The following is a 13,278-nucleotide window of genomic DNA, read 5'->3' as shown; positions in this document are numbered from 1 at the left end:
GGATAAAACGGGAGTATGACAATGAACACGCTGTTTATTTTCATGACAACGCCACACAATCAAAGCCAGTACTGGGCACTTACAGGCAGCCAAGGTTTGCACCGTGGCAATGCGCTTAGTGTGAGTTTGGTTACACAAGCTAAGCAGCAGCTTACGCAATTGATAGGCGGTTACACGCGCTCTGGGCTTAACGATGGGCAAGTTGTTAATACCAAGCCAGCAAAGCAGGTTGCTAAATTGGCTTTGGTTAAAGTGATGTTGGTTAATCACGGTATTAATTTGCGTATTCATAATTTAAGCCTTAGTGATTTGATTGCTAAAAGCTTAGTGAAATTAACCTGTGTATTGGAAGTTCCAAAAAGTGTTTATTTTTGGAACGCGCAAACTGCATTAGGGGGCCGCTATGAATAAACGTACTGCGGTAAAGCCTCGTCGCCGTGCTTGGTCACGGATAGTGCCACGCAGCTTGAATGAATCTTTACAGCTTTGTAAAGAGCATGCACAACAAGCTAAACAAATGTCAGTGCCGCGTATTGCTGATCGCTGTGGTATGAGTACCGATATGCTTTATAAGCGTTTAGGTAGCGGCGATATGCCAGCCAGTTTACTTATTCCATTTATGGCTGCCACTGGCCGCGTATACCCATTGATGTATATGGCCCATAGCCTAGATAAGTTAATTATTGATATGCCTAAAGGCAAAAAGCCAAGCCATGCTTCTCTTACCCATCTTAACCAATTTGCTAATCAAGTTATTGGTTTGATCATGCAGTTAGAAGAAGGTAATGGCAATTGCGAATATGTGGCCGATCAAATCGTGCTGCTGATGCAGGATTTAGCCTACCAAAAGTTAGAGGTTGAAAAGCTCGACGAACCTCAAACCAGCTTTGATTTAGCCCCCGACGACGAACTAAGCCAACATTAAGGATGACAATCATGCAACTCAAAGACCTAGATCTATCTGATTTTCAACAAAACGATGAAAAGTTACCCAAAATCGCGTGTGCGTGCTGCCGTAAAAGTGAGCAATCATCTAAGCCTATTGCCCCTAGTGAGTGGCTATATGCGGCTAATTTTGTTGGTTGGCGCAAGGTGATTACTGGTGGCACAACGCTCTCGCCAGTTTGCCCGCACTGTGTTGATGAAATGGACGCTGTTGCCGAGGCGCAAACAGCATGAGCGAAAAGTATTTAAGCGCTCAGGTGCAGCGCGTTTTAAAAACAATTGAGCTGATGGCTGGCCATGAAATAGATGGTGTAGAGCCTGGCAAGTTAGCCCAAGCATTAAATACTAGCGGCGCAGACATTACCCGCATTCTAACTAATTTAGAACATGGCGGATTTGCTGAGCGCTTACCCAGTAATGCTAAACGTTGGCGCTTGCATAAGAGCTTAGTGCAGATCAGCAATACCGTTGAGAACAACTTTAGAACGGCGCTGCGTCAGCTGCAAACTGAAGCCAATAACTATAACGTGTTGAGGTAGAACACCATGGCAAAAAATGAACTAGTTGATATTACCCCTGCACAAGAAAAAGCGATTGTGCAAGGCAAAGACATTTTAGCATCTAAGCAAGATGTGCTGCTAAAGCTTGGTCAAGCACAGGCATTTAACTTTGCTGCAAAATTACTGACGGTCAGTGAATTAAAGATCCTTAATGAAATAAAGGAATTTAAGGCGTACAAGGGTTTAACGTACACCGACCCTGATGGAAAGTTACTGACGGTCAGTAATTGGGGTGAGTGCTGCAAATCTATTTTAGGTAGCAGCCAACAGCATGTAGATGAAAAATTGAATAACCTTCACCGATTTGGAGAAGAGTTTTTTGAACAGGCCCAGCAAATGAAACTGGGCTACCGTGACTTGCGTGCTTTGCGCCAACTTCCTGACGATGAACAGGCGCTTGTTATTGAGTCTGAAGCGGTTGAAGTTGGCGACAAAGAAGCGGTTAAAGATTTAATAGAAGAGTTAAAAGCCAAGCATAAAAAAGAGACTGCCACACTTAAAGAAGAGCTACACGCTAGTGATGCAATGCTAAGAGCAAACCGCGAGTTGTCGAGTAAAAACGCGGTAGAAATGCAAAACATTAAAGAGCAGCTACACCAGAAAAAGTTTAGCCCTAATAAATGGCAAAACGATGTTCGCGACTTTTTTACCAGCCTCCACAAAGTGCATAACCAAATGCATGAATCGTTAAATCAAGTTATGTGCCTGCACGAGCAATTGCAATTTGTTGATATGGATGACCGTGCAAAAGATGCGTGCATTGCTGCGTTTTACGCTGACAACAAATTGCTTGTTGAACAGGTGGCTTTGAGCTGGAACACCATAGAAAACCATTGGGGACACTTTCAGGCGAGCGCTAAACCATCGGGCGAGTTTCTAGCTGAACTGGGTTTTGATAACGCGGGGGATCTATGAGCAGTTTAACTATTGAATACTGGGGCGAGCAATTACAAAGCGCAGGCCACGGTAAAAAAAGCCAAATACGTGAGCAAGCGTGTAATGCATTAGGTTTAAGTAAAGATGCGTTTTACCGAGCCCTTAAAAAAGCGGGGTTTAGTTCTGGTAAGCAGCGCCGTAGTGATGCGGGAACAACGGCACTTACAGACGACACTGTGAACATGTTGGTGGCTATTTTAAATCAAGGTGTACGTGAAAATGGTAAGCGCGTTATGAACGTCACCACTGCACGTAGCATGCTAATTGCCAATGGTTATGAATGTTTAAGCCACAGCCAGATATGCCGTGTACTTGCCCAGCGTAATGCGTCAGTAAATGATTTAGACCGCGCCACCCCGCATGTGCAATTACGTAGCCTTGGCCCTAATCATGTTCATCAAACTGACCCTAGTTATTGCTTGTTGTATTACCCGCCGGGTAAGCCAGGTAAACGTCAAACTTTTATGAATGATGCGGACTTTTACGCTAATAAACCTGACAACCTTGAGAAGGTTAAAAACTTTAGGGTATGGCGTTATGTGTTGGTTGATCACTATAGCGGCGCTATACGCTTATTTTACTTTGAAGCGGCGGGCGAAACCCAAGCGAATATGTTTGAGTTTTTAATGTGGTGTTGGCAACAGCACGACGGCAGCCCGATCCATGGTGTGCCACAAGTGTTGATGTGGGATAAAGGCAGCGCGAATGGTGCCAAAGCAATTAAGAATGTTTTAAAGGCGCTGAACGTTGAAAATATCCCTCATGAAGCTGGCAACCCGCGTGCAAAAGGTGCTGTTGAAAAAGCCAATGACATTGTAGAAACCCAGTTTGAAAGCCGTATTTTGTTTGAGCCTGTCGATAGTGTGGCTGAATTAAATGCCGCTGCATGGGCATGGCAAGAGGCATTTAACGCCAATGTTGTACCAGGCATGAATTGCCGCCATCACCGCCATAAACAGCCGCGTCTTGATGTATGGAAACATATTTATAAAGCAGAGAATCGCCATTTTTTACGGGCATTACCTGATTTACAAATATGCCGTTTATTACTCACTAAACAAGATGAAACCCGTAAGGTTGCGGGGGATTTAACGATTAGTTATCGCCACCCTGTAGCGAAGAAAAGCATTGAATATGATTTAAGTGATTTAGCCAATGTTCGCAACGGCATGAAAGTAACGGTTGGCCCTGTGATTGTGAATGATAGCCATGCCATTTTAGTGGGTGTGAGTAATGAATTTAACGAGGCTATTTATCATCAAGTAGAACCTGTGATCACTGATGAAAGTGGCTTTAGGCTTGATGCCCCTGTGATTGGCGAAAAGATAGCACGCCATAGTGATACCGCAGCTCAAGCCAGTGGTAAAGCCGCAGACAAATTGGCGTTTGGTGAAGATGCCACCGAGAGTGAAATTAAGCGCGCTAAAAAAACTAAAGCCGCTCCTTTTAATGGTGCTTTAAACGCACACAGTCATTTAAAAGATATTAAACATGAAACCCACCTAGCACCTCAAGGAGAAGTGATCACGCCTGATTCTGCGATCACGGCGCAAGTAACTGAGGCCACTAAACGTAAGGGGAATGTTTTAGAAAGTTTGGATTTACGTATTTTGCTGGCTAATCGCCTGGGCCGGAACTTACGCCCTATGGAGTTAGATTACATAGCTGGTTTAGGTGATGTTGTTGACACTCAAGTGAATGACATTGTGGAGGAACTGCACCGGGGTGTAAGCCATGCGCCAGTGCTAAAAATTGCGAGGTAATAAGTGGCGAAAATAACAAAGCTTAGCCAGGTGTTTGAGCAGCTCGGAGTTAAGCAAGCACAAGTAGTAAAAGCGCTGAGACATAAAGGCATAACCTTTAGTACAGCAAGTTTAAGCCGTGTTAAGCGGCAAGGCGAATGGCCTAAAACCTGTGATAAGGCGGCTATTCAAACACACATAGAGGCGTATTTACACGACCAGGGCGCAAGCTCAGAGCAGCTAAATAAGTTGTGGGGTTGGTGTGAGCAGCAAGCGCCCATTATTGATAAACCTGACTATGAAGATCCGGAGCCTGAAATGTTAAGTATGCACGCAAAACGCTTTTTTAAATTACGCCATGACCCATTTGAAAATGAGATCACCTGTGAAGACGATGTGTTTTTAGTTGATAACCATCGTTTGATTTTAGAAGAAATGCTAAGCGCTGCGAGTGCAGGAAGTATGACTGCGCTTATTGGTGAATGTGGCAGTGGTAAAACAATTATTCGCCGTGCTTTTACGCATCGCGTTCAACAAGAAAACCCCGAGGTTATTTTAATACAACCTGCACGTTTAGATCGTCGCAAGATCACAGCGGAGTCTATTAGTAGTGCAATTTGTAGAGCATTACAGATCAAGCACCGCCCAAGTGCTGAGGAACGTGATGCAGCTGTTGAAGAGGCACTTATTGAAAGTGCTAATAACGGCCATTTGCACCTGATGATTATTGATGAAGCACATGATTTAAGCGCTGATGTGATCAAACTACTAAAGCGTATTTGGGAGCTAACCCATGGCTTTAGGCGTGTGATGGGGATTGTATTAATTGGCCAAACGGAGCTTAGCAAAAAGCTAGGCGGGCAAAATGTGCGTGAGTTTACCTGGCGTTGTAATCAAATAAAAATGCAGCCGCTTGGTTTGCATGTTCCTGCTTATATTCGCCATAAATTTAAACGTATTGGTGTGAACGCGGATGACATTTTTACAGAGGATGCAATGGGCGCTATTCGCGGTAAGTGCTACGGAAAAATTAAGCACGGGATGGCGTTTGATGATGAAGATATGGATCGGTCTTTTCCGCTTCATATTAATACATGGGTTAATAAAGTGATGAATGTGGCAGCCAATATTGGTGAGCAAAAAATCACAGAAAAAATGGTTCATAAGGTGTGAGCATGGAACAAGTACAAATTCAATTAACGGGCATGGCTCAGGTAAAAGTGAGTAAGACCTTAACGGTTTCTAAGGCACAAGCCCAAGTGATATTAGCTGATGATGGCGCTATGCAAACTTTATTAGCTAAGGCAGTTAATGCGCCAGTTAAAAACTGGGATCACATATTTGGTCAACGTGAAGTGGTGGCAATTAATCAAGCTGGCGGCATGCAGTGCTTAACGGTTGGCTGTGGCTGGGTTGGTGAAACGTTCAATATGGCTTTAGGTGTTGGCGAAAGGCTATGCCCTAAGTGCAAGGGCAATAGTTTTCATCAAGTGCAAGCGGTGGTTGAACGCCATGGATAAGCGCATTTTAAATAAAATTAAGCAGTGTTTAGCCTTGGCTAAAAGTGCAACCAATGAACATGAGGCGGCCGCAGCAATGCGGGCGGCTCAGGGGTTAATGCGTAAATATCAGGTGACTGATGCTGATATTGGGTTGAGCTGTGTGAGTGAGCATGATCACCCAATAGAGGGAACGCGCATCGTTAGTTATCACGCTTTGTTACTTGTGCTGATTGAACATGCGTTTGGTGTTAAGGCCGTTATGAAGCGCGGTTTGTTCACGCCAACTAGTGCCACATTTATAGGAATAACGCCACAACCTGAGTTAGCGGCCTATTGCTATGAGGTGCTTTGGGTGAAGTTAAAGCTTGATAGAAGTACTTATGTTAAATCGCAGCCAAAGCAATGTAAGCGTGCAACGAAAGTGGCGCGAGGCGATAGATATGCAGAAGGTTGGGTTAATGGGGTTTATCACGTTGTTGAAGAATTTGCTTTGACTGAAAAACAAAGCGGATTTGTTGATGCCTATGTTGCTAAACATTACCCCAGTTTAACCAGTGCTAAGCCAATGACGCGCGGGAAAAAGGCAAATACCAAAGATGCTAAAAGTGAGGGTTATGCACGCGGTACGAGCCAATCAATTCATCGCCCTGTAAACGGGCAATCACAACAAAAACGTTTAAGTAGAGGTTGAACATGGAACAAGAGTTTTTAGTAAATGCGCGTGGCTTTAAAGTGCCAATGGATAAGGTTTCAGATAACGATAAAGCTCAGCATACGCTTGTGGGTGACTTGTTGCAGGAGGCTAAGCAGTTAAGCGCGGCGCATGATGATTTTAAGCGCCGTTGTTTTACACGCGTTAATGACTTTGTTGCCGAAATGGCTAAGAGTTATAACGTTGAAATTGGCGGTAAGAAAGGCAACGTGACTTTATCGTCTTATGATAATCGTAAGTGTGTAAAGCTTGGCGTTGCGGATGATATGAGCTTTGGCCCTGAGATCATTGTGGCTAAAGAGTTGATTGATGGTGTTGTGAATGAGCAGCTTGATTTACTGGGCGATGAAGCAAAGCTTTTAAAGGCGATAGTGCAAGATACCTTTGCGACTGATAGCGATGGTAAATATAGCAAAGCTAAGATCATGAACCTGCGCAGTAAGCACCGTTTTAGCCATGATTCAGATGAATGGGCTGATGCAATGAAAGCATTGGATGATGCCATTATTTTTAGCTCAACAAAAACCTATGTACGTTTTTATGAGCGTAATGATTTGGGTGCATGGGTGCAAATTCCTTTAGTTAGTAAGTCACTTTAGGGGGCGCAATGCGATTATCTAAATCTCGTTACATTCAATTGATACATATTGCTAAAACTCAGCTAGCGTGGGATGACGAGTTATATCGTTCAATCTTAGTGACGCTGACGAGTAAAAGCAGCTGTAAAGAAATGACTGTTCCAGAATTAGATCGCGTACTTGAACACATGAAATCTAAAGGTTTTAAGCCTGTATCTAAAAAGCGAGGTAAGGGCCGTAATAGCCCTATCTCGCGCGATAGAGCGCCAGGTGAAAAAACACCTTTAGATAAACTGCGTCAGACCTGGATTGAAATGGCGCATGGTGGTTATTTACGTGATGGCTCAGAGCAGGCACTTTTAACCTGGAGCAAAAACCAAGCTAAGCGCTTTAACCGTGGCGTAGCTGTTGAACGTTTAGAGTGGCTTGATGATAGTGTTCTTATACTATTAATAGAGCAGCTTAAAAAATGGTATCAGCGCTTGGTTAAACAAGAGGAGTTAGCTAATGGCTGAGAACAGCGCAACTCAACGAGCAGACGGCATGCTTTTAACTATATTAGAGTTAGTATCTGAAGGCACTAAACCCTCAATTGGGGAGCAAGCTGCTTTTGATTTAGCTGTTAATGTAGTGGATACGATTAGACACACTTTTGGTGGTGAGCTGGTATATGTATGTAAAGGCCGGACGCTTGATTCTATTATTTTAAGCAACCAAATTTGGAATGACTTTAGAGGTAACAATCATCATGAGTTATCTAAAAAGTATGATTGCTCAATTCAATGGATATATGAAGTTGTGCGAACAATGGTAATACCAATACTATTTATTAAGTGATCAAATTTGGAGGATGTAACTAATTTTGTGTAAATGCCTATCATAATTTACTCTATCAAGAGTTTAAGGATTAGGCGATGAACATGAATAAAGAAGAACTTGAAGCGTTTGCAAAAGAAGCAGCTAAAAGCATTAAAACACCTGACGATTTAAATCAATTTAGTCAGATGTTAAAAAAGATAACCGTTGAAGCCGCACTTAATGCAGAAATGGATGAACATTTAGGCTATCAAAAACACAGTAAATCCACGAGCAGTAATAGCCGAAACGGTAAAACAAGTAAGCGTATCAAGACAGAAGACGGTGAGTTTGAGCTTGATACGCCCCGCGACCGTGAAGGCTCTTTTGAGCCGCAGCTTGTTAAAAAGCATCAATCTCGATTCACCTCAATGGATAATAAAATTTTATGGCTGTATGCCCAAGGAATGAGCACACGCGATATCGTGAATGCTTTTCATGAGTGGTATGGCGCTGATATCTCTCCCACATTGGTGTCACGTGTTACCAGTGCTGTTATGGAGCAGGTCACTGAATGGCAATCTCGCCCCCTGGATGCGATTTATCCTATTGTTTATTTGGATTGCCTGGTTGTAAAAATACGCCAAGATAAGCGCGTTATCAAAAAGTCTATTTACCTTGCTTTAGGTATTAATATTGACGGCCATAAAGAATTGCTTGGCATGTGGATTTCAGAAAATGAAGGGGCTAAGTTTTGGTTGAGCGTGCTCACCGAATTAAGCCAACGGGGCGTTGAAGATATCTTAATCGCGTGCGTAGATGGCCTGAAGGGATTTCCTGATGCAATTAATACTGCTTACCCGCAAACTCATGTTCAATTGTGTATAGTGCATATGGTTCGCAACTCATTGAAATATGTCTCATGGAAAGATTATAAAGCCGTGACGGCTGATTTGAAGCTGATTTACCGCTCGTCGACAGAAGAGGAGGCGTTGCTGGAGTTGGAGCGATTTGCAGAGAAATGGGACAATCAATATCCTCAAATAGCAAAGTCATGGCGTGCGAATTGGGACAATTTAAACACGTTATTTAATTATCCGGATGCAATACGAAAAGCCATTTATACAACGAATGCCATTGAGTCACTCAACAGCGTTATTCGCCGAGCGATTAAAAAGCGTAAGATATTTCCAAATGACGACTCTGCGAGAAAAATGATTTATTTGGCAATAAAAGAGGCATCGAAAAAATGGACGATGCCAATTCGTGACTGGCGAAATGCAATGAGTCGTTTTATCATTGAATTTGAGGAACGACTCAGCAAGCATATTTAAAATGTAAAACGGGCAGTTACACAGAATCCGTTACAGGCTCCAAATTTGTCCATGCTCTAAAGCACATATGCTTAACGTTAGTAATATTTGAACGAAACACATTCCACGCTCTACTTACTTGCTCCACAATGTCGTCATAATCTGAAAAAGTACGATTAGATAACTCTCTGTTTCGCATCCATGCCCATACTTGCTCAACCGGATTAAGTTCTGGTGAATAAGGAGGCAACGGTATCACCGACACATTTTTAATCCCTTCACCAACATTACCCATATGCCAGCTTGCGCGATCAACAATAACCACTGCGTGCCGTCCACATGGCGTAGCATCTGAAATGAGTTGTAAGTGTTGTTTCATTATATCCTTACTCAAATAAGGGGCTATAATCGCCTCTGTTTGCCCTGTTGCGGGGCATACTGCACCAAAAATATGAGTGGATAGAAATTGCTGTTGCTTCACAACACGTGGCCTAGTGCCTTTTTTAGCCCAAATTTTTGAGGTGGTATTTTGTTGCCCAAATCGCGCTTCATCTTGAAACCACACATCCACTCTATCAAGCGCCACGTGGCCTGGAATTGTGATGATCGTATTATAATGGAAATTTTTTAAAGTCTTTTTGTGCCTCAATTGACTGTTTAGGATGTTTAGAACGAGACGTTATCCATGAAAGATTAAGCTCACACATCAAACGGTAGACATTATTGAGTTTGTATTGGACACCAAATGTATCGTAAATGTATTTGCGTATATCTTCACCTATCAACCTCCCACCTTCTTCTTTCACTGCGTGCGCACAGATATAATCTTTAAGCTGGCACTTTTGTTTTAATGTTAAGCCACAAGGGCGACCTGATTGTTTTTTAATATCAAGCGCTTTAAGTCCATCGGATAAGTATGCAGTAACCCACTCATTGACCAGTCTACGGCTAACGCGTGTGGTTTTGGCGACAACAGTACGATTTTTTACTTCGAGAAAGAGGCGAATAACTTCATAACGCGTTTTTAATCGGGCATCTCTGGTATACGGGAAGTTAGGAATAGTAGACAAGCTAAACTCAATGATAATGACAAATGTATGGGTATTAGATCATAAAAAGAAGGTAATTAAAATAGATCATAAATTAAATATGTTTGGTATAAAACTCAAACGCGCTGAAGTTCAAGGCGACTTGTTTGACGATCAAAACGAAACCTAATTTTCTTCAACAAAAAAGCGGCGCAAATTTTTAGGCCGCTTTTATCACTTTCACTATTTGAAACACCTTTTAATATACTGTCTCAGTTATTCCCGTATAATTTCAAATATTCCCACACTTATCGCGCAAACACTGTTTAGTTATTGTAGGTTGGATCAGATGAGTACGAAAAGTTCTTATTGCACTATTTTAAAGCTTATTTAAATATGTGAAAGAAAAAGCTCTGGCTTAATCGTGGCGTTCTTTTATCCGTGGGTGTCATACCAATACTATTTATTAAGTGATCAAATTTGTCCATGCTCTAAAGCACATATGCTTAACGTTAGTAATATTTGAACGAAACACATTCCACGCTCTACTTACTTGCTCCACAATGTCGTCATAATCTGAAAAAGTACGATTAGATAACTCTCTGTTTCGCATCCATGCCCATACTTGCTCAACCGGATTAAGTTCTGGTGAATAAGGAGGCAACGGTATCACCGACACATTTTTAATCCCTTCACCAACATTACCCATATGCCAGCTTGCGCGATCAACAATAACCACTGCGTGCCGTCCACATGGCGTAGCATCTGAAATGAGTTGTAAGTGTTGTTTCATTATATCCTTACTCAAATAAGGGGCTATAATCGCCTCTGTTTGCCCTGTTGCGGGGCATACTGCACCAAAAATATGAGTGGATAGAAATTGCTGTTGCTTCACAACACGTGGCCTAGTGCCTTTTTTAGCCCAAATTTTTGAGGTGGTATTTTGTTGCCCAAATCGCGCTTCATCTTGAAACCACACATCCACTCTATCAAGCGCCACGTGGCCTGGAATTGTGATGATCGTATTATAATGGAAATTTTTTAAAGTCTTTTTGTGCCTCAATTGACTGTTTAGGATGTTTAGAACGAGACGTTATCCATGAAAGATTAAGCTCACACATCAAACGGTAGACATTATTGAGTTTGTATTGGACACCAAATGTATCGTAAATGTATTTGCGTATATCTTCACCTATCAACCTCCCACCTTCTTCTTTCACTGCGTGCGCACAGATATAATCTTTAAGCTGGCACTTTTGTTTTAATGTTAAGCCACAAGGGCGACCTGATTGTTTTTTAATATCAAGCGCTTTAAGTCCATCGGATAAGTATGCAGTAACCCACTCATTGACCAGTCTACGGCTAACGCGTGTGGTTTTGGCGACAACAGTACGATTTTTTACTTCGAGAAAGAGGCGAATAACTTCATAACGCGTTTTTAATCGGGCATCTCTGGTATACGGGAAGTTAGGAATAGTAGACAAGCTAAACTCAATGATAATGACAAATGTATGGGTATTAGATCATAAAAAGAAGGTAATTAAAATAGATCATAAATTAAATATGTTTGGTATCAGATACTCAACCCCCGCTACGGTGCCTAGGTTGACGCTGTACGACTGAAAGCTGTGCGGCTGACGGCTGACGGCTGACGGCTGACGGCTGACGGCTGACGGCTGACGGCTTAGAATACAAAAAAACCCGTCACATAGCTGTAACGGGTTTCTTTAATTTGGAGCCTGGCGATGTCCTACTTTCACATAACAAATGCTACACTATCATCGGCGCTGTTTCGTTTCACTACTGAGTTCGGCATGGGGTCAGGTGGGTCCAAAACGCTATTGTCACCAAGCAAATTTGGTGTAAGGTCGATTCAATCGAGCTTACTAAAATTTGGAATTCTGATAATAAAAAGTCTTCAGTAATCTACTTTAGTTATATTAACTTCTTCGCTTAAACTGTCACATAAAAATCTGTCTGGAACAGATTTTAACGCACGTAGTGCGGCTTTAGTAATTTACATGGACGTAAATTATAAAACGCGTTTGGCGTTGTATGGTTAAGCCTCACGGGTAATTAGTACAAGTTAGCTTAACATATCACTATGCTTCCACATCTTGCCTATCAACGTTGTAGTCTTCAACGGCCCTTCAGAGACTTTAAAAGTCTAGTGAGAACTCATCTCGAGGCCTGCTTCGCGCTTAGATGCTTTCAGCGCTTATCAGTTCCGAACGTAGCTACCGGGCAATGCCATTGGCATGACAACCCGAACACCAGCGGTTCGTTCACTCCGGTCCTCTCGTACTAGGAGCAACCCCTCTCAATTCTCAAACGCCCACGGCAGATAGGGACCGAACTGTCTCACGACGTTCTAAACCCAGCTCGCGTACCACTTTAAATGGCGAACAGCCATACCCTTGGGACCGACTTCAGCCCCAGGATGTGATGAGCCGACATCGAGGTGCCAAACACCGCCGTCGATATGAACTCTTGGGCGGTATCAGCCTGTTATCCCCGGAGTACCTTTTATCCGTTGAGCGATGGCCCTTCCATTCAGAACCACCGGATCACTATGACCTACTTTCGTACCTGCTCGACGTGTCTGTCTCGCAGTTAAGCTGGCTTCTACCATTACACTAACCGTACGATGTCCGACCGTACTTAGCCAACCTTCGTGCTCCTCCGTTACTCTTTGGGAGGAGACCGCCCCAGTCAAACTACCCACCAGGCACTGTCCGTAACCCCGATTCAGGGGCCAACGTTAGAACATCAAAACTACAAGGGTGGTATTTCAAGGACGACTCCACAAAAACTAGCGTCTCTGCTTCTTAGTCTCCCACCTATCCTACACATGTAGGTTCAATGTTCAGTGCCAAGCTGTAGTAAAGGTTCACGGGGTCTTTCCGTCTAGCCGCGGGTACACAGCATCTTCACTGCGATTTCAATTTCACTGAGTCTCGGGTGGAGACAGCGTGGCCATGGTTACACCATTCGTGCAGGTCGGAACTTACCCGACAAGGAATTTCGCTACCTTAGGACCGTTATAGTTACGGCCGCCGTTTACCGGGGCTTCGATCAAGAGCTTCGTCCGAAAACTAACCCCATCAATTAACCTTCCGGCACCGGGCAGGTGTCACACCGTATACGTCATCTTGCGATTTTGCACA

At 43.0% G+C, this 13,278-nt stretch carries 17 protein-coding genes and 2 rRNA genes (1 of these 19 cut by a window edge); 13 read left to right on the top strand and 6 right to left on the bottom strand.

Annotated features, from left to right (window positions below; translation table 11 throughout):
• The first annotated feature begins 21 nt into the window (after positions 1-21).
• From NDQ71_RS00905 to NDQ71_RS00845, 13 genes are all read left to right on the top strand, one after another.
• Positions 22-411, top strand: coding sequence for a hypothetical protein (locus NDQ71_RS00905; RefSeq protein ID WP_301562082.1), 390 nt, complete (start codon positions 22-24; stop codon positions 409-411).
• A complete protein-coding gene (locus tag NDQ71_RS00900) occupies positions 404-925 on the top strand; it encodes a hypothetical protein (RefSeq protein WP_301562081.1) in 522 nt (173 codons plus the stop codon). The genes NDQ71_RS00905 and NDQ71_RS00900 overlap by 8 nt, the downstream gene beginning before the upstream one ends.
• 11 nt (positions 926-936) lie before the next feature.
• On the top strand, positions 937-1,179 hold the full coding sequence (locus tag NDQ71_RS00895) for a hypothetical protein (RefSeq protein ID WP_301562080.1): 243 nt from the start codon (positions 937-939) through the stop codon (positions 1,177-1,179).
• Positions 1,176-1,484, top strand: coding sequence for a hypothetical protein (locus NDQ71_RS00890; RefSeq protein ID WP_138555785.1), 309 nt, complete (start codon positions 1,176-1,178; stop codon positions 1,482-1,484). Before NDQ71_RS00895 ends, NDQ71_RS00890 begins: the two co-directional genes overlap by 4 nt.
• 6 nt (positions 1,485-1,490) lie before the next feature.
• The gene (locus NDQ71_RS00885; protein ID WP_301562079.1) at positions 1,491-2,420 is read left to right on the top strand and encodes a hypothetical protein; all 930 of its coding nucleotides are present in this window, start codon (positions 1,491-1,493) and stop codon (positions 2,418-2,420) included.
• Positions 2,417-4,204 (top strand): hypothetical protein, encoded by a 1,788-nt coding sequence (locus tag NDQ71_RS00880; RefSeq protein WP_301562078.1) that lies wholly within the window; start codon positions 2,417-2,419, stop codon positions 4,202-4,204. Before NDQ71_RS00885 ends, NDQ71_RS00880 begins: the two co-directional genes overlap by 4 nt.
• 3 nt (positions 4,205-4,207) lie before the next feature.
• Positions 4,208-5,356: an ExeA family protein gene (locus NDQ71_RS00875; RefSeq protein ID WP_301562077.1), complete on the top strand. Its 1,149-nt coding sequence runs from the start codon at positions 4,208-4,210 to the stop codon at positions 5,354-5,356.
• A gap of 2 nt (positions 5,357-5,358) precedes the next feature.
• Entirely contained in the window at positions 5,359-5,703 is a 345-nt protein-coding gene (locus NDQ71_RS00870; RefSeq protein WP_301562076.1) for a hypothetical protein, read from the top strand.
• The gene (locus tag NDQ71_RS00865) at positions 5,696-6,376 is read left to right on the top strand and encodes a DUF2786 domain-containing protein (protein WP_301562075.1); all 681 of its coding nucleotides are present in this window, start codon (positions 5,696-5,698) and stop codon (positions 6,374-6,376) included. The genes NDQ71_RS00870 and NDQ71_RS00865 overlap by 8 nt, the downstream gene beginning before the upstream one ends.
• Positions 6,377-6,378: 2 nt before the next feature.
• Positions 6,379-6,996, top strand: a complete 618-nt coding sequence (locus NDQ71_RS00860) for a DUF3164 family protein (protein WP_138555779.1) — start codon at positions 6,379-6,381, stop codon at positions 6,994-6,996.
• An 8-nt stretch (positions 6,997-7,004) separates the two neighbouring features.
• Positions 7,005-7,490, top strand: coding sequence for a gp16 family protein (locus tag NDQ71_RS00855; RefSeq protein WP_301562074.1), 486 nt, complete (start codon positions 7,005-7,007; stop codon positions 7,488-7,490).
• A complete protein-coding gene (locus NDQ71_RS00850; protein ID WP_301562073.1) occupies positions 7,483-7,812 on the top strand; it encodes a Mor transcription activator family protein in 330 nt (109 codons plus the stop codon). The genes NDQ71_RS00855 and NDQ71_RS00850 overlap by 8 nt, the downstream gene beginning before the upstream one ends.
• 83 nt (positions 7,813-7,895) lie before the next feature.
• Positions 7,896-9,104, top strand: a complete 1,209-nt coding sequence (locus NDQ71_RS00845; RefSeq protein ID WP_192543251.1) for an IS256 family transposase — start codon at positions 7,896-7,898, stop codon at positions 9,102-9,104.
• Positions 9,105-9,120: 16 nt separating this feature from the next.
• On the opposite strand, the gene NDQ71_RS00840 is transcribed toward NDQ71_RS00845, so the two are convergent.
• The 6 genes from NDQ71_RS00840 to NDQ71_RS00815 form a co-directional block, all read right to left on the bottom strand.
• On the bottom strand, positions 9,121-9,669 hold the full coding sequence (locus NDQ71_RS00840; protein ID WP_301562072.1) for an IS630 family transposase: 549 nt from the start codon (positions 9,667-9,669) through the stop codon (positions 9,121-9,123).
• A 25-nt stretch (positions 9,670-9,694) separates the two neighbouring features.
• The gene (locus tag NDQ71_RS00835) at positions 9,695-10,153 is read right to left on the bottom strand and encodes a winged helix-turn-helix domain-containing protein (RefSeq protein WP_301561660.1); all 459 of its coding nucleotides are present in this window, start codon (positions 10,151-10,153) and stop codon (positions 9,695-9,697) included.
• Between the two features lie 424 nt (positions 10,154-10,577).
• Positions 10,578-11,111: an IS630 family transposase gene (locus NDQ71_RS00830; protein WP_301561659.1), complete on the bottom strand. Its 534-nt coding sequence runs from the start codon at positions 11,109-11,111 to the stop codon at positions 10,578-10,580.
• A 25-nt stretch (positions 11,112-11,136) separates the two neighbouring features.
• On the bottom strand, positions 11,137-11,595 hold the full coding sequence (locus NDQ71_RS00825; protein ID WP_301561660.1) for a winged helix-turn-helix domain-containing protein: 459 nt from the start codon (positions 11,593-11,595) through the stop codon (positions 11,137-11,139).
• 253 nt (positions 11,596-11,848) lie between these two features.
• Positions 11,849-11,963, bottom strand: a 5S ribosomal RNA gene (gene rrf / locus NDQ71_RS00820).
• A 203-nt stretch (positions 11,964-12,166) separates the two neighbouring features.
• Positions 12,167-13,278 (bottom strand): 23S ribosomal RNA (locus NDQ71_RS00815) (it continues 1,877 nt past the right edge of the window).

It is taken from the genome of Pseudoalteromonas sp. KG3, assembly GCF_030436385.1.
GTDB lineage: Bacteria > Pseudomonadota > Gammaproteobacteria > Enterobacterales > Alteromonadaceae > Pseudoalteromonas > Pseudoalteromonas prydzensis.
This window is presented reverse-complemented; position numbering and strand designations above follow the sequence as displayed.

Coding starts and splice junctions, on each gene's coding strand:
- NDQ71_RS00905 (WP_301562082.1), top strand. CDS start 22: ATGAACACGCTGTTTATTTTCATGACAACGCCACACAATCAAAGCCAG.
- NDQ71_RS00900 (WP_301562081.1), top strand. CDS start 404: ATGAATAAACGTACTGCGGTAAAGCCTCGTCGCCGTGCTTGGTCACGG.
- NDQ71_RS00895 (WP_301562080.1), top strand. CDS start 937: ATGCAACTCAAAGACCTAGATCTATCTGATTTTCAACAAAACGATGAA.
- NDQ71_RS00890 (WP_138555785.1), top strand. CDS start 1,176: ATGAGCGAAAAGTATTTAAGCGCTCAGGTGCAGCGCGTTTTAAAAACA.
- NDQ71_RS00885 (WP_301562079.1), top strand. CDS start 1,491: ATGGCAAAAAATGAACTAGTTGATATTACCCCTGCACAAGAAAAAGCG.
- NDQ71_RS00880 (WP_301562078.1), top strand. CDS start 2,417: ATGAGCAGTTTAACTATTGAATACTGGGGCGAGCAATTACAAAGCGCA.
- NDQ71_RS00870 (WP_301562076.1), top strand. CDS start 5,359: ATGGAACAAGTACAAATTCAATTAACGGGCATGGCTCAGGTAAAAGTG.
- NDQ71_RS00865 (WP_301562075.1), top strand. CDS start 5,696: ATGGATAAGCGCATTTTAAATAAAATTAAGCAGTGTTTAGCCTTGGCT.
- NDQ71_RS00860 (WP_138555779.1), top strand. CDS start 6,379: ATGGAACAAGAGTTTTTAGTAAATGCGCGTGGCTTTAAAGTGCCAATG.
- NDQ71_RS00855 (WP_301562074.1), top strand. CDS start 7,005: ATGCGATTATCTAAATCTCGTTACATTCAATTGATACATATTGCTAAA.
- NDQ71_RS00850 (WP_301562073.1), top strand. CDS start 7,483: ATGGCTGAGAACAGCGCAACTCAACGAGCAGACGGCATGCTTTTAACT.
- NDQ71_RS00845 (WP_192543251.1), top strand. CDS start 7,896: ATGAATAAAGAAGAACTTGAAGCGTTTGCAAAAGAAGCAGCTAAAAGC.